Raw genomic sequence first — 24,863 nt, forward strand, 5'->3', positions numbered from 1 at the left:
GAAGATACGGAAGCTCAACTACTGATGAAAATCAGGACGTAGAGCTTCCGCCTTTACGCAAATAACAATACACACAAACACACAAATGCAAAAAAATCTTTGGTTATTAGTCTTATTACTTTTTTCATTTTCGGGTAGATTAATCGCCCAGAATTCTAAAAAAAACAAGCCAATTATTCAGGAACGGATAATAAATGCCGATTTCAGCCAGGCTGCCGGCAAATTGAACACCATGTTTAATGAGTGCGTGGGAGCAGGGCGCGCAAATGAAGGCCTTCGGGCCGATTGGCAGCAACAGCTTGCCTATGTAAAAAAAGAGTGCGGTTTTAGATACATCCGCATGCACGGGCTGTTAACAGACGATATGGCGGTATACACCGAAGATAATAAGGGTAATCCACAATACAATTATATGTATGTAGATGCTTTATTCGATTTTCTACATAGTATAGGCATCAAACCTTTTGTTGAACTTGGCTTTATGCCCGGAAGGCTTGCCAGTGGAAATGCAACCATTTTCTGGTGGAGAGGAAATGTAACCCCGCCAAAAGATTATGATAAATGGGCTGCTTTGGTAAAAAATCTTACAGAACATTTTACAGAACGTTATGGTGCAGATGAAGTGAAAACCTGGTATTTTGAGGTGTGGAATGAACCCAACCTTTCTCCCGGATTCTGGACAGGAACACAGGAAGATTATTTTAAATTATACAAATATTCTGCACAGGCAGTTAAAAGTGTAAACAAAGCATATCGCGTTGGCGGCCCGGGAACTGCGGGAGCAGCCTGGGAACCTGAAATGATCGAATATTGCCACAAAAATAATGTGCCTATAGATTTCATAAGCACCCATGCGTATGGCGTGGGACAAGGCTTTCTGGATGAATACGGACAGGGGGGCACTGTACTTGATAAAAATCCGATGAGCGTGAGCAAAGAGGTACTCCAATCCAGAAAGGAGATAAAAGAATCGGTAATGCCAAATTTGGAGTTGCATTATACAGAATGGAGTTCATCATACACACCAGCCGATGCCATTCATGATAGCTACCACAGCGCGGCATATGTACTGCAAAAACTGAAGCAGGTGGGAAATGCTGCCAATTCCATGTCTTATTGGGTTTTTACTGATATTTTTGAAGAGCCGGGTCCGCGTTACACCCCATTTCATGGTGGTTTCGGAATGTTGAATACCCAGGGAATTAACAAACCGGTATTTTATTCCTACCAGTTTTTAAACCGTTTGCGGAATATCGAACTGGTAAATAAAGATCTGGCTTCATGGATCTGCAAAGATTCGTCAGGAAACATACAGGGGCTTGTATGGGACTATACCTATACGCTTCCCGATTCAACCAATAATCAACAATATTATAACCGCGATCTCCCATCAAAACCGAAAGGGAAACTGAAGATCAATATTGCGAATGTGCCTGATGGTAATTATGCGCTGGAAGTTTATAAGGTAGGTTACCGTGATAACGATGCTTATTCAACCTATCTTTCCATTGGAAAACCATCGCAACTTTCAAAACAGCAGGTAGAACAAATAAAGAGACAGAATGATGGTTCACCATTTTCTAAAGAAATCATCACCATAAAAAATGGGAATGCTTTTTCGAAAGCCTTGGATCTTCGTGAAAATGATGTTTTCTTCCTCAACATGATCAAGCTTTAAACCGGATATTTTTTTGACAGAATTATCTTACTAATCAATACATGAAAAAAATAATGAGAACAGGGATGCTAAGATTTTTTACATTTTTTGTACTACTCTTCTCCGTTCAGGTTCAAGGTTATGCTCACATTACATTGCCAAAAATGTTTGGCAATAACATGGTATTACAAAGAGGGATTAAAATTCCCATCTGGGGAAAATCGGTACCGGGAGCAAATATAAACGCAATACTTGGAGAAATCATGGTGAAGGCCACTGCAAACGGACAAGGAGAATGGAAAGTATTTTTTCCAGCCTTTAAAGCTGGCGGGCCATATAAACTCAGTATTTCTGAATCGGGAAGGCCAGGATCAGGAGTCGAATTACAGGGAATCCTTATTGGCGATGTATGGCTGGCTTCCGGGCAATCTAATATGGAGTGGTCTGTACAGCAGGCACAAAATGCAGTTAATGAAATTGCCAAAGCAGATTTTCCAAAAATACGGTTATTTCAAGTCGAACATGTTAAGAAATTAAACCCTCAACAGGATGTAGCAGGAGGAAAATGGAAAATTTGTAATCCAGAAAATGTGGCTCAGTTCTCGGCTGTTGCCTATTATTTTGCGAAAAAAATACACCTAGATCAGGGCGTTCCGATTGGTATTATACAAAGCACCTGGGGTGGGACTCCGGTTGAATCGTGGACGAGCCGTGAAAAACTGCTTTCCTCTCCAATTACCAAAGCAAAAACATTGGCAAATGATACTCTGGCTGAGCGGCATTTTGTAAAGGATAGCCTCGATCAGGTGCGTTCATGGGATATTCTTTATCACCCATATCAAAATGCTGATAAAATAATTCCGCAACCAGATTACAATGATTCTGGATGGGCGGTAATCGAAATGCCTAAGCTGTTAAAAGATTTTGGGATCGGGCATTATGAAGGAATGATTTGGATGCGCAAAAAGATCATTTTGCCAGAAACTTTTTTAAAATCCGACGTAACCCTTTACATCGGACGGCCAGATGTGAATTATTCGCTTTACGTAAATGGTACCGAAATTTGTAAGACGGTATGGAACACTAATCCCGGGCAACACTATACTATTCCTGCCAGAATCTTGAAAAAAGGTGAGAATACGGTTACGCTAAGGTTGGCCATGTTATGGGGAATTGGTGGATTAAACCCACCAGCAGATGAAATGTATATCACAAATGGCAAGGCAAGAATATCATTGGCCGGTAGCTGGAAATATCAAAAAGATTTAGAGCCGGCTATGGCCAAAAACCGTAATTACCAATATTATCCTTCCTTACTTTTCAATTCAATGATCAACCCGCTTGTCCCATACGGAATTAAAGGATTTCTATGGTACCAGGGTGAAGCGAATGATACCGCGGCCTACAATTACCGTAAGTTATTTCCAATGCTGATCAAAGATTGGCGCGAACGTTGGAAACAGGGGAACTTACCATTCCTGTATGTCCAGCTGCCAAATTTTAAACAAATACAACCTCTTCCTTCTGAAAGTGAATGGGCTGAGCTTAGAGAAGCCCAGGCGCTAACTTTATCGCTACCCAATACCGCTATGGCCTGTACCATCGATATCGGGGAGGCTGACAATATTCACCCGGGCAATAAACAGGAAGTTGCACGCAGGCTTGCCCTTGCTGCCAATAAACTCGTGTATAAACAGGATAATATAGCTTCAGGACCATTATTAAAAAGTTTTTCGAAAGAAGGTAGTCGTATGCGTATCCGTTTTACAAATGCCGGTAATGGACTCATATCAAAAGATGCCAAAGCATTAACCGGTTTTGCCGTTGCAGGAGAAGACAGGCGCTTTCACTGGGCCGAGGCCAAAATAGAAGGGAATGAAGTGGTGGTTTATAGTGAGAAAGTGCCCCATCCTGTAGCTGTACGCTACGCCTGGGCAGACTATCCATCATGTAACCTGGTGAATTCAGATGGGCTACCCGCTAATCCATTTAGAACAGACAACTGGAAAGGAATTACCCAGAAGTAGATGCCTGGATTTTAAATGAAATTAGCTAACGATTTTAAGACTGGAAACTACTTTGGTAAAATAGAAGTAAAGGATTTAAATGATTAATAAACAAATACTTATTGAAATAATGATCACCGTTGGAAAGAAAATATTGATATCCTTTGTGCTTTTAACGTACTGTACGTTTACACATGCGCAAAATATACCTGGTACTGAACGTAAACAATTGTTTGATTATAACTGGAAATTTAACCAAGCGGATAATACCACAGCCCAATTGCGCGATTTTGACGACAAGGCCTGGCGTAGTTTAGATTTGCCGCATGATTGGAGCATTGAAGGGAAAATAAACCCTAAAAACCCAACCGGAGGTGGCGGTGGATATTTTCCTGCCGGAATTGGCTGGTATCGGAAAACTTTTAAAGCCCCTGCAGATTGGAAAGGCAAAAAGATTTCCATCTATTTTGAAGGCGTTTATATGAATACCGAGGTTTTTATTAATGGAAAATCACTTGGAACATATCCTTATGGCTATTCTTCATTTAGCTATGATCTTTCGCCTTATTTAGACCTTAATCACGAAAATGTGATCGCAGTGCGCGTAGATAATTCGCAGCAAATGAACAGTAGGTGGTACAGCGGTTCTGGTATTTATCGCCATGTTTGGATGACGGTTACTGATGCAGTGCACATCGCCAACTGGGGAGTCGCCATTACAAGCCCTGAGGTATCTTCAAAAAAGGCAACCGTTCTGGTGAAAACGTTGGTGAAAAACGAAACGGGCCAGGCGCAAAGCATTGTTGTTAATACAAGGTTACTGGGTGCAAACCCTAAAAGTATAGGAAATGGTCAAATCAAGATTAATCTGGCGGCCAATACTGAGAAAGAAATTGCACAAACGATAACTGTTGCTAATCCTTTGTTATGGACACCCGAAACACCTCATTTATACAAGGCCGAAATAGAGATTATTCGGAATAAGAATGTTGTGGATAAAACGGTAACAGGTTTTGGTATCCGTTCTATAAAATTTACCCCCGAAAATGGGTTTCAGCTTAATGGGAAAACAGTAAAATTAAATGGCGGATGTGTGCACCACGATAACGGTTGCCTGGGCGCTGCCGCTTTTGATAGGGCCGAGGAGCGTAAGGTTGAGCTGCTCAAAAAAGCCGGATTTAATGCAGTAAGAACTTCTCATAATCCACCTTCCGAAGCTTTTTTAGCCGCATGCGACAGGTTAGGCCTCTTGGTGGTTGATGAATCATTTGATTGTTGGAAAGTTGGAAAAAACAAACAGGATTATGCAAAATATTTTAACGAATGGTGGCAACGCGATTTAGACGCAATGGTTTTGCGCGATCGCAATCACCCTTCAATTATCATGTGGAGTATTGGTAATGAAATAGTAGAAAGAGGTACCCCTGGGGCAGTACAAACAGCAAAAATGCTTTCTGATGCCATCAAAAAAATAGATACTACCCGTCCGGTTACATCAGCCATTGTAGATAATGGAAAAGATTGGACAGTGATGGATTCATTGATGGCCGCACATGATGTGACCGGTTATAATTATCATTTATCGAGTGCACCGGCTGATCAGAAACGGGTGCCGTCACGGATAATCTTCCAATCAGAGTCGTATCCCAAAGATGCTTTCGCAAATTGGCAGCTGGTTAAAAACAATCCGTTTGTGATTGGTGATTTTGTTTGGACCGCCATAGATTATCTGGGAGAATCGGGGATAGGCCGTTGGTATTATTCGGGTGATGTACCAGGCGAACACTGGGAACATGATTTTTTTCCATGGCATGGTGCCTATTGTGGTGATATTGATCTTTTGGGGTGGAGGAAGCCGATTTCGCACTACCGAAACCTGTTATATAACAACACCGAAAAACTTTATATGGCTGTTCGCGAACCTAATCCCGAACCACTTGAAATCAAAACAACATGGTGGGCTGTATGGCCAACCTGGGAAAGCTGGAACTGGTCCGGCTATGAAGGCAGGAATATCGACGTGGAAGTATATTCAAAATACAAAAAGGTAAGGCTCTACCTAGAGAATAAACTGCTTGGAGAAAAACCTACCGGACTTGAACAAGAGTTTAAGGCTACCTTTTCGGTTCCATATGCACCGGGAACACTTAAAGCAGTTGGTGTAGAAAATGATAAGGAAGTAGAATCGTCCGTTTTGCAAACTTCCGGAAATGCTGAACAGCTTAAATTAACGGCCGATCGTAAAGAAATATTATCAAACGGACAGGATTTAGCCTACATAACCATCGAAGTAACAGATAGAAATGGGATAATTCAACCAAATGCTGCAAATCGTTTGAATTTCAAAATTGAAGGTCAGGGTGTTATGGCCGGAATAGATAACGGTGATATTAAGGATGTTGATCAATATACCGGTAACTCACGTAAGGCATGGCATGGGCGGGCATTGGTAGTGATCAAAAGTACACATAACGCAGGCGAAATTAAGCTTACGGTTACATCAAATAACCTGGAACAGAAAAGCATAATCATTAAATCAATACAAAGTAATTTATAACTGTTTAATTGCTCATTTCTGAAAAACTGAAATAGCTGTCAAAACACTCAGATAATAATTTTAACAACCAATATCACTAATGAATAAATTCTTTTTTCGTGTAATCATTTTTACAGTTTTATTGCCAGCTCTTGGAAATGCCCAAACATTGCACCTTAAATCTCCTAACGGAAAAATTGAAATGGCTTTGGAAAACGGAGCGAAAATATTATGGTCTGTAAAACATGAAAATACAGAAGTTATTGCCCCTTCAGTTATTTCACTAATACTGGGTAACGGGCTGGTTTTAGGAAATCATGCAAAAGTTATAGGTACTAAAAAATCAAGCGTTAATACCGTTTTTGATACACCTGTTTATAAAAAGAAAAGGGTGACTGATGAGTACAACCAGCTAACAATAAACTTTAAGGGCGATTTTGGTTTGATTTTAAGGGCCTATAACGATGGTGTGGCTTATCGTTTTTTTATCAGGAAAAAAGGAGAGATTATTGTTGAGGGCGAAGAAGCCAATTTTAACTTCAGCAAGGATCATAAAGCTTTTATTCCCTACGTACGCGATTTAAGGGAGAATAATCAATACATATCTGCTTTTGAATCTACATACGATGAAATCCCACTTTCGAAAGTTGTGAAAGATTCGCTGGTCATTTCTCCGCTTCTTGTCGATTTGGAAAATGGAAAAAAAGCAGCTATAGTAGAAGCCGAACTGGTTGATTATCCTGGTATGTTCCTGACCAGGAACAACCAGGGAGAGCACAGTTTACACGGAACTTTTGCCCATTACCCTAAAACAGAACGTTTAGGCGGATTTAATAAAATGAATTACATGGTGACAGAAAGGGAAGCTTACCTTGCCAAAACCATTGGTAACCGCAATTTTCCCTGGAGGGCCGTTATCATAAGTGAGAATGACAGAGACCTTTTAAACAATGATATGATGCAAAAGCTCTCTAAACCCTCGCAAATCGCCGATATAAGCTGGATAAAGCCTGGCAAGGTAGCCTGGGACTGGTGGAATGACTGGAATATATCAGGAGTTGATTTTAAGGCCGGAATTAATACAGAAACCTATAAATATTATATAGATTTTGCCGCTAAAAACCACATTGAGTATGTGGTGTTGGATGAAGGATGGAGTGAAGAAACCGATCTCCTAAAAATTTCTCCCCATATAAACGTCAAAGAACTGATCAGTTACGGAAAGCAGAAAAATGTGGGCATTATACTTTGGGCATCGTGGTATGCCATAAATAAGGTTTTAGATGATGCTTTTACCCAATATTCGAAGATGGGAATTAAAGGTTTCAAAATAGATTTTATGGATCGCGACGATCAGAAAATGGTAAATTCTATTTATAACATCGCCAAAAAAGCCGCAGATTATAAACTGCTCATTGACTATCATGGTATGTATAAACCCACAGGGATACAGCGTACCTATCCTAATGTTATCAATTTTGAAGGGGTAAAAGGATTGGAAAATGCCAAATGGACACCAAATGATGATATGCCCCATTATGAAACCACAATCCCTTTCATCAGGATGCTGGCCGGCCCCATGGATTATACTCCGGGAGCAATGCGTAACGCCACAAAAGCAGATTTTCGTCCAAGTAATTCCATGCCGATGAGCCAGGGTACAAGATCACACCAGTTAGCCATGTATGTGGTGTATGAAGCACCATTACAAATGATGGCTGATAGCCCAACAGCATATATGAAAGAGCAGGAGAGTACCAGTTTTATTTCAAAAATACCGACCACCTTTGATGAAACAATTGCTTTGGATGGAAAAGTGGGCCAATATGTCACTATAGCCAGGAAAAAGGAAAATAACTGGTATATAGGTGGATTGACAAACTGGTCTGCGAGAGTAACAACCATCGATTTATCATTTTTGGGCAAGGGTAAATTTTCAGCAGAAATTTTTAAGGATGGAATGAATGCAGATAAGGATGCTGCTGACTATAAACGCGAAATAGTTAAAGTTACCAGTGCTGATAAGCTTACCATTAATATGGCAAATGGAGGGGGCTTTGCAATCATCATTAATCCAGAAAAATAGTTAGTACCGAACTCAATTAATAAAATGCCTTTAAAGATCTTCAGATAATATTTTCAACTCCTTGTCGTCAGCCTGAACCGAGCATTAGCGAGCTCACCGAAGGTAATTTATTTCAGGGGCTATCTGGCAAGAAGGATGCTGACCAAGATTAGCCATTAGGCCTTTAAAAAAATAGAAAAATATGAAAAGAATAATTACCCTTTTAATCATTGTTTTGGGTTGCTATCACAGCGCAGACGCCCAGGGATATAAAAACCCGGTGATTTCCGGTTTTCATCCCGACCCGAGTGTATGCAGGGTTGGCGACGATTATTATTTAGTTACCAGCAGTTTTGAATACTTTCCTGGGGTTCCGGTTTTTCACAGTAAAGACTTAATTAACTGGACAAAAATCGGCCATTGCCTTACCCGTCCTTCGCAGCTTAAATTAGCCAAATGCGCTCCTTCGGCAGGTATTTATGCCCCTACAATCCGTTATCACGAAGGGCGCTTTTATATGGTCACCACGAATGTATCCGGCGGCGGAAATTTTTATGTACATACAGATAATCCAGCGGGCGAGTGGTCTGAACCTGTTTTTGTAGAACAGGGTGGTATTGACCCTACTTTGTATTTTGAAGAGGGCAAAAGCTACTTTATATCAAACGGTAAAGGCATTACAATCAGTGAAATAGATATTAAAACGGGAAAAAAACTTACCGAAGGCAAAATTGTATGGAATGGTACAGGTGGGCGGTATCCGGAATCACCGCATCTTTATAAGAAAGATGGTTGGTACTATCTGCTTATTTCAGAAGGAGGTACCGAATATGGACATAAAATGACCATCGCCCGTAGCAGATCTATCTATGGACCTTATGATCCAAACCCTTCTAACCCTATTTTAACTCACATTAATGAAAATGCACAAAGTAATCCCATCCAGGGCACAGGACATGGCGATTTTGTTCAGGCACACGATGGTTCATGGTGGGTAGTATTTCTGGGCTTTCGCCCTCAAAGTTTACTGCATCATGTATTAGGGCGTGAAACTTTTTTAGCTCCTTTAAGATGGGATGTAAATGCCTGGCCAGTAATAAATGGTAATGGCACGGTAGATATCGATATGAATGTACCTACCTTGCCTTTAAAACCCGTTAGGCCACCGGATTATTCGACCAATTTTGATGAAAACAAATTAGGTGTTAATTGGAACTACCTGCGAAACCCATTTATGGAGAATTATTCTCTTACCGAGAAAAAAGGTTCATTGAGGTTAAAAGCAAGCCAGGTTTCTTTAGATGAGCATGATTCGCCCACTTTTGTTGGACGCCGGCAGGAGCATATTAATTTTTCGGCTACTACTTTACTTTCGTTAAATGAGGCAAAAGAAGATGACCGGGCCGGAATGACGGCTTACTATTCACCTCAGGCACATTATGATATTTTTTTAGAAAAATCGAAAAATGGCAAATATAAGGTGTCTTTAAATTATAAAATGGGCGTACTGAACCATGTTGCACAAGAAGTCGAAATCCCTGGCGATCGTGTTTATTTACAAGTAAAAGGAGATAGAGACTTTTACTCATTTTACTATTCTGTAGATGGTAAAGAATTTAAATTTTTAGATAAGATAAACGTATGGTACCTGAGTTCTGAAACGAATGGAGGTTTCACTGGCGTTTTAATTGGGTTATATGCCCAATCTAAAAATAAAAATACCAAAGCCTATGGCGATTTTGATGAATTTATATACAAACCAGCGCTTTAAACCAATGCAGGGTATGCTATTTTACCTGTGCAATATAACAGAAAAGGCTTATTATCTGAAAAGGCGAAAGAAAAAAGCTTGGTTTATTATGGAACAATATTATAAAAGAAAATGAAAGCTATAAGTTTAAGACAAGTCGTACTGACTTTGGGCTGTTTGATGGCCACCCTTAATGTTTTTGGTCAAACTAAGTCAATCTACCTTTGGGATGGAGAAGCTCCCGGTGCAATTGTTGATGCCAACTACAAGCTGCAGGTAGATTCGGCCAACAGCTGGATGAGTTTTGTCTCAAAACCCTTGCTTGACGTTTATCCTGCTCCGCGCGAAACAGCTAACGGAACAGCAGTAATTATATGTCCGGGAGGCAGCTATGCAGGACTGGCCATTGCCCATGAGGGAAAGGAAGTGGCTAAATGGTTAAACAGCCTCGGAATAACGGCTTTCGTATTAAAATACCGGTTGCCGAACAATGCGATTATGACTGATAAAGCAATCGGCCCTTTAATGGATGGACAACAAGCTGTGCGCCTGGTGAGGCGTAACGCTAAAGAGTGGGGAATCAATCCCGCGAGAATCGGTATAATGGGATTTTCAGCAGGTGGGCATCTCGGCGCTTCGATATCTACTCATTTTAAGGACAAGGTATCATCTGCTAATGATACCACCAGCGTAAAGCCAAACTTCTCGATATTGATTTATCCGGTAATATCTATGCAGGAAAATATTACCCATAAAGGTTCAAAAGTAAATTTATTGGGCGAAAATCCAGCTGCAGAAAGGGTGACCTATTTTTCAAATGAACTGCAGGTAAATGGCGAAACACCACCTGCGTTTTTGGTTCACTCTATAGATGATAAGGCGGTTCCGGTACAGAACAGTGTGGCGTATGCACTCGCTATGGAGAAAAACAATGTTCCCTGCGAACTGCATATCTATCAGACAGGCGGGCATGGTTATGGACTTGCTCATTCTAAAAATACCGAATCATTATGGCTTGAAGCTTGCCGGAAATGGATGGAGGTGAGGGGATATATTAAGGGGCAGGAAGCAGAAAAAGCCGTTTTTGATAGGACTATAAAACTAGCTCCGGATGATAAACCTGCATTTAACGATCCACCAGTAGGTTTTAGAAATAAGCGCGACAACATACCACATGGCAACGTCAGTCCAGTTCAATACACTTCCAAAGCACTGGGGCAATTACGCGAAATGTTGGTTTATACTCCTCCCGGCTATTCGCGCGCTAAGCGTTACCCGGTAATTTACCTGTTGCACGGACTTAATTCAGGTAACGGCCAATGGCCATACTGGATTAATGCCAATACAATTATCGATAACCTGATAAGTGAGGGTAAAATTAAGCCCATGATAATTGTTTTTCCAAACTGCAATACCAACGTAACGGTAAATAACCCAAAACCAGATGAGCAAGAGGAACGAAAAGGTGGTTACAAAGGCTACGGGTTATCTTTCCAGAATGATTTGCTCCAAGAAATCATTCCTTTTATTGAATCTCATTATTCGGTTTATACTGACCGCGGGCATCGTGCACTTGCAGGCCTGTCAATGGGCGGTGGTCAATCACTCAACATAGGGCTCTCACACATCAATACTTTTGCCTATGTGGGTGGTTTCTCTTCTGCACCCAATACCAATCAGTTCGGCGGTCTTTCTGATGCTAAACTCTTACCCGATCCATTGGCTGCAAAGCATAAGCTAAAAGTTTTATGGCTGGCCTGTGGTACCAAAGATGGCCTGTTTAATGTTAGCCAGCGTGTACACCAATACTTAAAACAACAAGGGGTACCGCATGTATGGCATGTAGATTCGAATGCACACGATGATATAGAGTGGGCCAACAACCTGTATCTTTTTGCCCAGCATCTCTTTAAATAAGGGTACTGAAGAATGTAGAGAGAACAAACACATTAACAATTAAGTAGATATTGGAATAAATTATGAAAAAGTATTTAATAGCGCTCTTGTTATCAACGCTCTGTGGAATCACAGTAAAATCGCAAACTACAGGGGCCTATTTTCCTGAAAAAGATTTAATTACCACAGGAATATATTATTACCCAGAACATTGGAAAGAAAATCAGTGGGAACGCGATATTAAAAAGATTGCAGATATGGGGTATGAGTTTGTCCACCTTGCCGAGTTTGCCTGGTTTAAAATGGAGCCAGAAGAAGGGCATTTTGATTTTGCCTGGTTAGATAAGGTGGTTGATCTCTGCACAAAATACAAGCTTAAAGTGATCATGTGCACCCCATCAGCAACTACACCGGCCTGGATGCGCGTAAATTACCCCGAAACTTTTATCATGGATGGGCATTATATCCGCGCAGAACATGGTACGCGGGGCCTGGCATCAATTGTTAGCCAGAAATACCGCCTGTTTGTTGAAAAAATAGTGCGTGAAATGGGAAAACGTTACGGGAAAAATAGTCAGATAACCGGATGGCAGCTTGATAATGAGCCTGATGCCAAACCCGATTATAGTCCGTCTTCTCAGGAAGCTTTCAGGCAATGGCTAAAAACCAGGTACAAAACCATTGATGCCTTAAATAATGCCTGGGGTACAGCTTTCTGGAGCCAGTGGTATAACAGTTTTGATCAGATTATGATCCACAATACCAACCTGGTGGGATGGTGGGGAAATAACCCACATGCATTGCTCGATTTTAAGCGCTACTGTGCTGATGCACAGGCCGAGTTTCTTGATTTTCAGGCAGGCCTGCTAAGAGATCATATTTCGAAAGCACAATATATTACTACGAATTACACAGCTGTTTCTACCGGAGCTGATCCTGGCAGAACAAAGAAAGTCGATTTTGCAGCCTACACGGCCTATCCTAATGGCGGCAGCGATAATATCGGTGAACTTGGCTTCAGGCTGGGCGATAGCAGGACATTATTATTTGCATCTTCATATTATCAGCAACTCGGAGGATTATCTGGTGTGATGGAGATTCAACCCGGTCCGGTAAATTGGGGGAGTTATAATCCGCTGCTTTTACCCGGAACGGTACGCATGTGGTTATACCATTCATTTGCAGCAGGTGGAAAACTGGCTTGTTCTTACCGTTTCAGGCAGATATTGTATGGTGCCGAACAATATCATTCCGGGGTGATAAAAACCGATGGTACAACACCTTCGCCAGGAGGAGAGGAGTATATTCAGTTTAATAAAGAAATAAAACAATTGCGAAAATTGTACAAACCAGGCAAAGCAATGCCCGAAAAACTGGCTGCACGATCTACAGCTATTCTCTGGAACCTGGAAAATTACTGGACAATAGACAGGCAAAGGCAGACCAACCAATGGGATACCTGGGGATATCCTGTTAAATTTATGGAGATTGCAAAATCGCTTGGCGCACCTGTAGATATCATTAATGAAACAACAGATTTTTCGAAATATAGCGTTGTCATCGTACCTGCTTACGAAATGGCTGATGCTGCACTGATTAAAAAATGGGAGAAATATGTTGCTGACGGGGGCCATTTAATAATCACCTGCCGCACTGCAACCAAGAATAGGATGGGGCATTTCTGGAAGGCAAAACTGCTGCGCCGATATCAGGCCTGTTAGGAGCTGAAATCCTGGCTACAGACATGCTTTCAGGGCGTACCAGGGGCGATGTTCAGATTGGTTCAAAGCATTATGGCTGGAATAGTTGGGCAGATTTGCTTGAGGCCGGACAAAATTCGGAGGTTACCGGCGTTTATCAGGATCAGTTTTACAAAGGCAAGTCGGCTGTAGTGAAACATAAAATTGGTAAAGGAGAGGTAACTTATATTGGCGTAGCCACAGCTGACTTTGAATTGGAAAAGGATATTTTAGCCAATACCTATACCAGTGCAGGTGCTACAACCGAAAACTACCCTAAAGGAATTTACGTATATTGGAGAGATGGCTTTTACATGGTTGTAAACTATTCTTCAACCGATTATACATTTAATCTTCCTAAAACTGCGCAGCTTGTTATCGGAACGAAAACCCTGAGCCCTGCTGGTGTACTGGTTTGGACCGAATAAACATGCCACAGAGCTGAGTATATCCCGGATTTTATTGTAAATTAGCAATATTAACGTTAACTAAACGATTATAAATTTGTGCTTTAGTAGAAAGGTATTTCGTCTAAACAGACATGCCTGGTTTTAATAAAAAAATATGTTTCGGTTTTTAGCCCTGATCTGTGCGCTGGTCTGGTGTAATTTGCTTTATGCCCAGGATGATCGCTATCGGTTTTCCCGTATTGATATCACCAATGGTTTATCGGATAACCAAACAAATGCAATATATAAAGACCATAAGGGATTTATGTGGTTTGGAACCATGTCTGGACTGAGTAGGTTTGACGGGCATGATTTTAAGATTTTCAGGCACAATTCAAAAGACAGTTCTAGTCTGCCAAATGGTTATGTGATTGGCATTTTTGAAGGGCCAGAGCAGGAGTTGTGGGTTAAATCAAACGAAGGTTTCAGTATTTATGATCATACCACAGAAAAGTTTGAACGCTTTCAGCAGAAACATGCTAAAAAATATAAAATTCCCAACGGATACCTCAAAGATGTAAAAACAGATGGCCGGGGAAAGTTATATTTTAACATTCAAAACCAGGGTATTTATTGTTACGATTTGAAAACTCGCTCAACTAAAGCTTTTATCCTAAAGGGGAGCTGATAGGCGAACTTAAGAATGCTCCGATAAGCGATTTTATTGACGACTTAAAGGGTAATTTATGGGTTATTTATGCTAATGGTGTACTTGATAAATTTAACTTAAAACAATATCGGGTAACTCATCGGTTTAATGCCGTAAATGAGCATTTTTCTGGTCAAACAAATGCTTACAACCTCAGCTGCGATTCAGCAGGCGATATCTATATTTTTAGTGGACCCAATCCTTTTGGTCTGGTTTATCTTAATACAGCAAGCGGGGAGCTTCATTATTTTGGGAAAAAGCAAGACCATACAGGTTTAAGCTCGAAAAATGTAAGCCGTGTAATTGAAGGAGACGATGGAAATATCTGGATTGGTACCGATCATGGTGGAATTAATATCCTGGATAAAAAGACCAACCGGTTAACCTATATTTTAAATAAAGAGAACGATCTACGGAGCTTAAGCGATAACAGTATTTCTGCATTGTACAAGGATAACAATAATATTATATGGATTGGCACCTTTAAAAAAGGAATCTGTTTTTACCATAACAGCGTTTATAAGTTTCCCGCCAATCGTTATCTGGCCGGGAAAAGTACAATAAAGAAAGATATTAATTGTTTTGCAGAAGATAACAATGGCAATTTATGGATTGGTACCAATGGGGAGGGCTTATTGCGTTTAAACAAAACAACTGGCGAAATTACAACATACCGCAATAACCCTGAAAATAACAACTCTTTAAGTAGTGATATTGTAGTGAATCTTGAAATAGACTATGAAGGTGTATTATGGATTGGTACTTATTTGGGGGGGCTTGATGCTTTTGATGGGAAATCTTTCAGGCATTTTAAGCCTGGCCACGACCCTGCAAGTTTGTCTGATAATCGCATTTATGCCTTGTTGGAAGATTCATACAATAGGCTTTGGGTAGGTACTTTAAATGGCGGACTCGATTTGTTGGATCGCAAGACCGGAACATTTAAACATTTTAATCCGAATATTAAAAATACACTGAATTCTTTTGTTGTTTCTTGTTTATACGAAGACAGGAATAAAAATATCTGGATTGGCACCACAGGGGGTGTTAATATTTTTGATCACAAAAGCGCTACCTTCAAATACCTGAAAAACAATCCTGCAGATAGCAACAGTTTGATTCAGAATGATGTAAACTCCATTTTGCAGGATGCACGTGGATGGATGTGGATCGGTACAAAAGAAGGAATCAGTATATACGATCCGGTTAAGGGTACATTTAAAAACCTGAATGAAGCTGTAGGGCTGCCTGAAGATATGGTATTCGAACTCTTGGAGGATGAGCATCACCACATCTGGTATAGCTCACGAAAAGGTCTTTTCAAGATTTCGGTAAGCCATAACGGAAAAAATTACCATTTCAGATATAGTAAATACAACCAGTTAGATGGGCTTGAAAGTACCCAGTTTAACATCAATGCTGCGGGTAAAACCAAAGCGGGTGAACTGATTTTTGGAGGACCAAGCGGATTTAATATATTCAGGGCCAGCGAAATCAAAAACAGCAGTGTCTCTGCTGCCTTGGTGATGACCGACCTCGAAGTGTTTTATCATAAAGTTCGTGTAGGTGAGCGGATAAACGGACATGTTGTTTTACCCGAAACGATAACCTCGCTCAGCAATTTAAATCTCACCTACAAGGAAAATATCTTTTCAATCCAATTCGCGTTGCTCAATTATTTAAATCCGGATAAGATCACCTATAAATATAATCTCGAAGGTTTTGATAAACGCTGGCTTACCGTTTCATCCGAACTGCGTAAGGCTACCTTTACCAACCTCGACCCGGGAAATTATACCCTTCATGTGAGGGCTTTTAACGAAAACGATGCTGTTCCCATAGCAGAGTCGCACCTAAATATTACTGTTTCACCTCCTTTTTGGAGAACTACCTGGGCATATGTCCTGTACCTTGCAGTGATAGGATTTGCGCTACTGTATATACGCAGGAGGGGCATTAATAAACTTAGGCGGGAATTTGCTTTGGCACAGGAAAGGGCAGAAGCACGGCAGTTGCGGGAGCAAGACCGTAAAGAAGCAGAAAGATTGCGGGAACTTGATTTATTAAAGATCAAATTTTTAACCAATCTAAGTCATGAATTCAGGACACCAATTTCCTTAATTCTTGCCCCGGTTGATAAACTATTAATTGCCGCGAAAGAAAACGAGCGTTACGGGCAATTGGCGATGATTAAAAGAAACGCAAGGCGTTTATTAAACCTGGTAAATCAGTTGCTCGATTTCCGTAAAATGGAGGAACAAGAACTGCGCCTAAACAATACCGAGGGCGAAGTGGTGTCTTTTATTAAGGATGCCACAGATTCTTTTTATGATCTGGCAGAACGTAAGCAGATAAAACTGACTTTTGCCAGTCCAATCGAAAGCCTATATGCTTATTTCGATCAGGATAAAGTAGAACGTATAGTATTTAATTTGCTTTCCAATGCATTTAAGTTTACTCCGGCCGGCGGAAAAGTAGAGGTTATGCTGCATAAGCGGTTAAATAAAACGGAAGATGGTAAAATTCTACTGGAATTAAAGATACAGGATTCTGGAATAGGTATTCCGGCAGAAAAACAAGCACAAATTTTTGATCGCTTTTTTCAACATGAAACCTCTGCATCCATTCTTAACCAGGGGTCTGGAATTGGCCTTTCCATTACCAAAGAATTTGTGAAAATGCAGGGCGGTGAAATAACTGTAGAAAGTGAACCTGGTCAGGGTACCTGTTTTACGTTACAGCTCCTGTTATCGCCTGTCGTAGAAGAACAGTCGGTTCACAGCAATGCTGAAGATTTATCCCTTCAATATGATACGGATGAAAAGGAAAAAACGGAGAAAGAGCCTGCAGATAAACGTGTGCTAACAAAAAATACCCCGGTGATTTTGTTGGTAGAAGATAATGAAGATTTTAGATTCTACCTTAAAGATAATCTGAGTACCTATTACAAAATAGTAGAGGCCTCAAATGGAAGGGAAGGCTGGCAAAAAGCATTGGCATTGCATCCGCATTTGATTGTTTCGGATATCAGTATGCCAGAAATGAGCGGTACAGAACTTTGTGCGAAATTAAAATCAGACGAGCGGACAAAACACATCCCGATTATCCTGTTAACGGCTTTAACAGCTGAAGAAGAACAATTGAAAGGATTGGAAACTGGGGCAAACGATTATATGACCAAGCCCTTCAATTTCGAAATTCTGCACTCAAAGATCAAGAATCTCCTTACGCTGCATCAAACCTTTAAAAAAACCTATTCCAGACAGGTTAGCATGTCGTCGCCAGAAATGGAAATCGAATCAGAGGATGTAAAATTCCTAAATACTGCATTGTTATACATTGAAGAGAACCTCCATAATTCCCAGTTATCTGTTGAAGATCTGAGTAGCCATATGGCGATGAGCAGGGTTTCGCTCTACAAAAAATGCCTGAGGGTTACCGGTAAAACCCCTGTTGACTATATCAGATCCGTTAAACTCGAAAAGGCGGCAATTCTACTGGAAAAAAGTACTAAAACCATATCCGAAATATGTTACATGGTTGGTTTTAGTACGCCAAATTATTTTGCAAAAGCATTTAAGGCAAAATACAATGTACTCCCTTCAGAATATATAGCAGAAAAAAGGAATTTGAGCTAAAAACAAATTCCTTTTTTAAATATATTCTTTTATCACAAAACAATAAATAAAGTGAATTACGCTTCCAACACGATTTAAAGGGCTAAAATGGCTTAAGGTTGCATGGTGTTAACATTTCTACTTACATATTTAACATTACTGCTCTGTGTCCAAAATGTGGTATTGTAGTTTTGAAACATAAAAATCAAACAACATTATTCTAACCATTTAACACACTATCCCTTTTATGAGACGATTCTCTTTTTTTATACTATTGTTGCTTGTTACAACAAAGCTACTTGCAGTAGATACTGTTGAAACACTACAGGATGGTATAAAGGTTCATCCAAAGACAGGAGCAGCTAAGACAATTGAAATAAATGTTGTGAACAGCCAGATTATACGGGTGCAGGCTTCACCCGAAAATACTATTCCCCAGGTTACCAGCCTGTGCGTGGTGCCAGGGCTTAAACCAACAGTTCCCTTCAAGGTAACAAAAACTACATCATTTGCACAACTGTCCACTAAAGATATTACTGTAAAAATTTCTCTGATTTCGGGTAAGATCTCTTTTACTGATAAGTCTGGAAAAGTATTGCTTCAAGAGGCTAAAAGAACCTTCAGCCCTTTAACCGTAGAAAACGATAAAGGCTATACTTTTCAGCAAGTTTTTTCGGGTACATCTGGCGAGGCAATTTATGGTCTTGGACAGCATCAGTCTGATGATTTTAATTATAAACATAAAAGCGAAGATCTTTTTCAGTACAATACCAAAGTTTCGGTGCCTTTCATAATATCGACAAAAAATTACGGCATCCTATGGGACAATTATTCGCAGAGTAAATACGGTGATCCCAGAGATTACAAAGACCTAAATCAGTTTAGCCTTTTCGATAAAGACGGCAAAGAAGGTGCACTGACGGCAACCTATACCAACAAAGGGAGCGCAACTATTGTTCGTCAGGAGTCAGCTATTGATTATGAAAATCTGACAACAGTAAAGAAATTTCCAGTAGATTTTAATTTTAATAACGGGTCTGTGGTTTGGGAAGGATCGATCCTTTCCAATAATACAGATATTTATAAATTCAGCCTTTATTATGCTGGCTATACCAAAGTATGGCTTGATGGAAAATTGGTGGTACCAGAGCGTTGGAGAACTTCCTGGAACCCGAACACTTTCAGGTTTTCTTTTCCGCTAACAAAGGGAAAACGCACCAAAATAAGATTGGAGTGGAAACCCGATGGAGGTGTTTCTTATGTTGGCCTTAAAGCACTTTCTTCCTCTCCGATAGAGAAAAATGGTAATATATCTTTTTGGTCAGAAATGGGCGATAAGATGGACTATTATTTCGTATCTGGTAAAAACATGGATGAGGTAATAAGTGGTTATCGAACGCTGACAGGCAAGGCGAGCATTATGCCAAAATGGGCCATGGGCTTTTGGCAAAGCCGTGAGCGTTATAAAACTCAGGATGAGCTATTAAATGTGGTAAGTGAATACCGGAAGCGTAGGATTCCGCTTGATAATATTGTACTGGATTGGAGTTATTGGCCCGAAAACGCTTGGGGAAGCCATCAATTTGACCTGAAAAGGTTTCCAGATGCCAAAGGAATGGTAGATTCGGTACATAAAGAAAATACGAATATCATGATATCGGTATGGCCTAAATTCTATACCACAACAGCACATTTTAAACAGTTTAATGATAAAGGATGGATGTACATGCAGGCCGTGAAAGATAGCATACGTGATTGGATTGGCTCTGGATATGTAGGATCTTTTTATGATGCCTATAACCCCGATGCACAAAAACTCTTTTGGAAACAGATGAAAGACAACCTATACGTAAAGGGTTTCGATGCCTGGTGGATGGATGCTTCTGAACCCAACATTCGCGATTGTACCGATATGGAATACCGCAAAAAACTGTGTGGCCCTACTGCACTGGGCTCTTCCACAAAATACTTTAACGCCTATGCCCTGATGAATGCCAATGCTATTTATAACGGGCAGCGTGAAGCAGATAATAACAAGCGGGTATTTCTGTTAACTCGATCTGGTTTTGCCGGTTTACAAAGGTATTCTACCGCTACGTGGAGTGGCGATATTGCATCAAGGTGGGAAGACCTTAAAGCACAGATCCCTGCAGGATTAAATTTTGCTATGTCTGGTATTCCCTTCTGGACGATGGACATTGGTGGCTTTTGCGTAGAAAAAAGGTATGGTGATAGCCAGCTTCTTTTTGATAAAACAGGAGAAGAGAACGAAGACCTTAAAGAATGGCGCGAACTGAACCTGCGTTGGTTTCAGTTTGGAGCATTCTGCCCGCTATTCCGCAGTCATGGCCAGTTCCCTTACCGCGAAATTTACAACCTGGCCCCAGAAGGTCATCCGGTTTACAAAAGTTTGGTTTATTACGATGAACTACGCTACCGCCTGATGCCTTACATTTATTCGCTGGCAGGAATGGCCTACCATAAAGATTATACTTTAATGCGATCGCTTGCAATGGATTATACTGCTGATCAGCAGACCTATGGCATAAGTGACCAATTTCTTTTTGGTTCCGGGCTAATGGTTTGTCCCGTTTATAGCTACAAAGCGCGTAGCCGCGAAGTTTATTTCCCTGCAGGAAACCGTTGGTATGATTTCTACAGCGAAAAACAGATTGAAGGTGGGCAGAAGCTGAATATTGAAGCCCCACTTGAACGCATCCCGTTATTTGTTCCTGCTGGTACTATTTTGCCTGTTGGAGAGGTAATGCAGTATAGCTCGGAAAAGAAACCTGATAACATTGAGATTCGCGTTTATAAAGGCAAGGATGGAAAGTTTAGTTTATACGAAGATGAAGGCAATAACTATAATTACGAAAAAGGTGCTTTTTCTACCATCGATTTCGAATATTCAAACAATAAAGACATCCTTGTAATCAATAAACGCAAAGGTAATTTCCAAGGCATGTTAAGCAACAGGACTTTCCGAGTAGTTGTTATTGGCAAAACAAATGCAGCGCCTAAGATCGTTCGCTATGATGGTACCAAAACAATAGTAAGGCTTTAATAGATTTTGTCGCAAACACACACACACATATATACACACACAATTAATGAAATCAATATTATTAACGATAACAGTAATATGCACTTCTTTGTTGGCGCGCGCACAGCAAAAACAGCCAGTTTATCTTGACTTGAGCCAGCCGATTGAGAGGCGCGTTGAAAATGCACTTTCGCTAATGACTACCGAAGAGAAAGTGTCTCTCTGTTATGCGCAATCAAAATTCAGCTCGAAAGGTGTACCCCGCTTGGGTATACCTGAAGTATGGACCGACGATGGACCTCATGGAATCCGTGAGGAAGTTTTATGGGATGAATGGGGAGGAGCAGGCTGGACGAATGATTCTTGTACCGCATTTCCGGCACTTACCTGTCTGGCGGCTTCCTTTAACCCTAAATTATCTTTGCTTTATGGCCAATCAATCGGAGCGGAAGCCCGTTATCGGAATAAAACGGTACTGTTAGGGCCTGGTGTAAATATTTACCGTACCCCGTTAAACGGACGTAATTTTGAGTATATGGGAGAAGATCCCTATCTCAGTTCCAGAATGGTGGTTCCTTACATTCAGGGCGTACAGTCTAACGGAGTGGCTGCCTGTGTAAAACATTTTGCACTAAACAATCAAGAAGAGTGGCGTGGCCATATCAATGTTGATTTAAGCGACCGTGCACTAAATGAAATTTATCTGCCAGCTTTCAAGGCCGCTGTACAGGAAGCCAAGGCATGGTCTATAATGGGTTCGTATAACCAGTTTAGAGGTCAGCACTGCTGCCATAACGATTTACTTTTAAACAAGATTTTAAAGAAAGATTGGGCATTTGATGGGGTTGTAATTAGCGATTGGGGTGGCGTTCATAGCACGTACGAGGCTGTTAACAATGGGCTCGACCTTGAAATGGGTACCTATACCGATGGTTTAACTACCAAGGGGAAATTTCCTTACTCATCATATTATTTGGCTAACCCCTTCCTTAAAGGGATTAAAGAAGGGAAATATGATATCGCTTTGCTCGACGATAAAGCACGCCGTATACTTAGATTGATTTTTCGTACCACAATGAGCCAAAATAGGCCTTTTGGTCGTTTCGTTTCTCCAGAACATAGTGAGGCAGCCCGCAAAATCGCTCAGGAAGGAATTGTACTTTTAAAGAATGAAAATAAGTTTTTCCCTGTTCCAAACGGAAAATTCAAAAAAATTGCAGTCATTGGAGAAAATGCTGACCGGAGCCTGGTAATCGGTGGAGGGTCATCGTCACTCAAGGTGGCTTATGAAAAATCACCTTTGGCAGGATTGATCGATAAATATGGCAAAGATCATATTGTTTACAGCCTTGGTTATGCTTCCGGGCCATCACTTTATGGGCGCGAGGAACCATCCAAGCTAAATGCCGATTCTTTAGCGTCTGCTGCAATTGAGGTGGCGAAACAAGCAGATATAGTATTTTTTATCGGTGGACTTAATAAAAATCATTTTCAGGATTGTGAAGGTGGCGACCGTCGTTCGTTAAGCCTCCCTTTTGGACAGGATAAACTAATTGATGCTTTGCTGAAAGTTAATAAAAATACGGCTGTAGTGCTGCTCAGCGGTAATGCAGTTTCAATGCCATGGATAAACAATGTACCCGCTATTATTCAAGGATGGTATCTTGGCTCTGAAGCTGGAAATGCATTGGCAGATGTGATTTCGGGCGAGGTAAATCCTTCTGGCAAACTGCCGTTCTCTTTTCCTAAAAAATTAGAAGATAATGCAGCACATTTTTATGGTAAACTTTCCTATCCTGGTGATAGTATCAACCAGTTCTATAAAGAGGATATTCTGGTAGGATACCGCTGGTTTGATACCAAAAAAATATCACCTCAATTTTCATTCGGTTATGGTCTTTCCTATACCAGTTTCGATTTAGGGCCGTTATCATCAGATAAAAAAAAATACAGCAAAAGTGATACTGTACGGATTTCATTTACCGTAAAAAATACCGGTGCAAAATATGGTGCCGAGGTTGCTCAATTGTATGTACATGATCCTGTATGTACCGTAACGCGGCCTGTAAAGGAACTTAAAGCCTTTGAAAAAGTTTTCTTGAAGCCTGGAGAGACTAAAACAGTTGAACTTCGGTTAAAAGTAGCAGATTTGGCCTTCTACGATGAAACTAAAAAGAACTGGAACGTGGAAGCTGGTGATTTTATACTGCAGCTAGGCAACTCATCAAATCATATTTCTCAAAAATTGAAAATTACGGTTAAGTAGTGTTTATAAGGTGATTGAAAATTGATGATGTTAAAGGTTCTCCTTTAAATCAAAAGAGACTGTACCATAAATATATAATTGTCAACCTGAGAGGTTAGCTTTTAACTGAAGAACATTGAAGTGATAAATTAAGATAAATCGTCATTTCCTTTGCTTAACCAAAGGAAATGATGCCCGATTTTTGGCATCTTTTCCGTGGTCGGTGTCCTCACAGACCATCATTGTCATCATCAAATTTCTGCCTGTTGTAGATATGGACCTATATTGAGATTTCTTAAAAATGCCAAATCGAATCCAATAAGCTTAATTCAGAGAGAGAAGATTTTTCTTAAGTGTTAATTTCGAGTCTATATCCTTTAGCCCGTATAACAACAATGTTGATGTTGGGATCGAGCTCCAGTTTTTTTCTAAGTTTTGAGATGAACATATCCAGACTACGCCCTACAATAACACCTTCGTCTTCCCATATCTCTTTTTGCAGTCGGCTTCTCTCTATCGTTTCATTGGGAGAAAGTGCGAAGATGAGCAATAAACGTGTTTCAGTACCGGTTAGGTCTATCACCGTTTCATTTTTGGTGAGCTTACGATTTTTTGCATCAAACAGAACTGAACCCAAAGCAATTATGTCTGCATGCTGATCATCACGAGGTAAAACGCTTCGCGGCTTAATAGATCTAAAAAAAATAAAACCAACTAAGGCTAAAAAAGGTAGGCTGCCCAAAAGATATCCGTTCTTTGCTGTATTTATGCCGGTCTCTTTCAATTTAATGTTGATCATGTAACGTGCCCTCGGTTGTTTTCTTCCTATGCATGTTATAATCTCATCTTTTTTATTTTTGGATATAGCATATCCATAGACTACACTGGAGTTGTCAGAGTTCAGAACTTTAACAACGTAATCACCTGCCATCGGGTCTTTGGCCAACAAATGCCTCGTTGTATTCACCAGTAAGTTGGATTGAAAAGTAAACTCATTCTCAAATTCGATCTGGTACTCATTTTCAGCAATCTTTTTTATCGGGAGTACCCTCGATGTACTGTCGCCCGACTGTAGGAGTAGTTCATGTCCGATCCGACGGAGCAAAACTTCTCTTCGGTCGAAATCAAAATCCTCACTGCCGGTCATGCCGAATGTCACGCAAATTACAGAGATAAACAAAACTAGCATGAATCCAAAAAGGTATTTACCT

At 40.5% G+C, this 24,863-nt stretch carries 12 protein-coding genes and 1 pseudogene; 12 read left to right on the forward strand and 1 reads right to left on the reverse strand.

The genetic code is table 11. The annotated features are described in order from the left end of the window. The first annotated feature begins 85 nt into the window (after positions 1-85). From H9N25_RS04050 to H9N25_RS04110, 12 genes and pseudogenes are all read left to right on the forward strand, one after another. On the forward strand, positions 86-1,678 hold the full coding sequence (locus tag H9N25_RS04050) for a GH39 family glycosyl hydrolase (RefSeq protein ID WP_190328027.1): 1,593 nt from the start codon (positions 86-88) through the stop codon (positions 1,676-1,678). 41 nt (positions 1,679-1,719) lie between these two features. After that, on the forward strand, positions 1,720-3,684 hold the full coding sequence (locus H9N25_RS04055; RefSeq protein ID WP_223833571.1) for a sialate O-acetylesterase: 1,965 nt from the start codon (positions 1,720-1,722) through the stop codon (positions 3,682-3,684). Positions 3,685-3,763: 79 nt separating this feature from the next. Further along, positions 3,764-6,220 carry a glycoside hydrolase family 2 TIM barrel-domain containing protein gene (locus H9N25_RS04060; RefSeq protein ID WP_223833572.1) on the forward strand — a complete coding sequence of 819 codons (2,457 nt, stop codon included), beginning with the start codon at positions 3,764-3,766 and terminating at the stop codon, positions 6,218-6,220. 79 nt (positions 6,221-6,299) lie between these two features. Beyond that, positions 6,300-8,285 (forward strand): glycoside hydrolase family 97 protein, encoded by a 1,986-nt coding sequence (locus H9N25_RS04065; RefSeq protein WP_190328028.1) that lies wholly within the window; start codon positions 6,300-6,302, stop codon positions 8,283-8,285. 181 nt (positions 8,286-8,466) lie between these two features. Continuing rightward, positions 8,467-10,035, forward strand: coding sequence for a glycoside hydrolase family 43 protein (locus H9N25_RS04070; RefSeq protein ID WP_190328029.1), 1,569 nt, complete (start codon positions 8,467-8,469; stop codon positions 10,033-10,035). A 111-nt stretch (positions 10,036-10,146) separates the two neighbouring features. Then, positions 10,147-11,931: an alpha/beta hydrolase-fold protein gene (locus tag H9N25_RS24330; protein WP_223833573.1), complete on the forward strand. Its 1,785-nt coding sequence runs from the start codon at positions 10,147-10,149 to the stop codon at positions 11,929-11,931. Positions 11,932-12,167: 236 nt separating this feature from the next. Further along, positions 12,168-13,831 (forward strand): annotated as a pseudogene (locus H9N25_RS04085) (beta-galactosidase); the annotation flags it as partial. A 132-nt stretch (positions 13,832-13,963) separates the two neighbouring features. Further along, a complete protein-coding gene (locus H9N25_RS24335; RefSeq protein ID WP_223833735.1) occupies positions 13,964-14,077 on the forward strand; it encodes a Beta-galactosidase C-terminal domain in 114 nt (37 codons plus the stop codon). A gap of 136 nt (positions 14,078-14,213) precedes the next feature. Continuing rightward, on the forward strand, positions 14,214-14,726 hold the full coding sequence (locus H9N25_RS04090) for a ligand-binding sensor domain-containing protein (RefSeq protein ID WP_190328030.1): 513 nt from the start codon (positions 14,214-14,216) through the stop codon (positions 14,724-14,726). A gap of 230 nt (positions 14,727-14,956) precedes the next feature. Beyond that, on the forward strand, positions 14,957-18,385 hold the full coding sequence (locus tag H9N25_RS04100) for a hybrid sensor histidine kinase/response regulator transcription factor (RefSeq protein WP_223833736.1): 3,429 nt from the start codon (positions 14,957-14,959) through the stop codon (positions 18,383-18,385). Between the two features lie 226 nt (positions 18,386-18,611). Continuing rightward, the gene (locus tag H9N25_RS04105) at positions 18,612-21,428 is read left to right on the forward strand and encodes a TIM-barrel domain-containing protein (RefSeq protein ID WP_190328032.1); all 2,817 of its coding nucleotides are present in this window, start codon (positions 18,612-18,614) and stop codon (positions 21,426-21,428) included. Between the two features lie 46 nt (positions 21,429-21,474). Further along, positions 21,475-23,673 (forward strand): beta-glucosidase family protein, encoded by a 2,199-nt coding sequence (locus tag H9N25_RS04110; protein ID WP_190328033.1) that lies wholly within the window; start codon positions 21,475-21,477, stop codon positions 23,671-23,673. Positions 23,674-24,001: 328 nt separating this feature from the next. Here the strand turns inward: H9N25_RS04110 and H9N25_RS04115 are convergent, their stop codons facing one another. Continuing rightward, the gene (locus tag H9N25_RS04115; RefSeq protein WP_223833574.1) at positions 24,002-24,799 is read right to left on the reverse strand and encodes a winged helix-turn-helix domain-containing protein; all 798 of its coding nucleotides are present in this window, start codon (positions 24,797-24,799) and stop codon (positions 24,002-24,004) included. Positions 24,800-24,863: the final 64 nt, after the last annotated feature.

The organism is Pedobacter riviphilus (genome assembly GCF_014692875.1).
GTDB classification, from domain to species: domain Bacteria; phylum Bacteroidota; class Bacteroidia; order Sphingobacteriales; family Sphingobacteriaceae; genus Pedobacter; species Pedobacter riviphilus.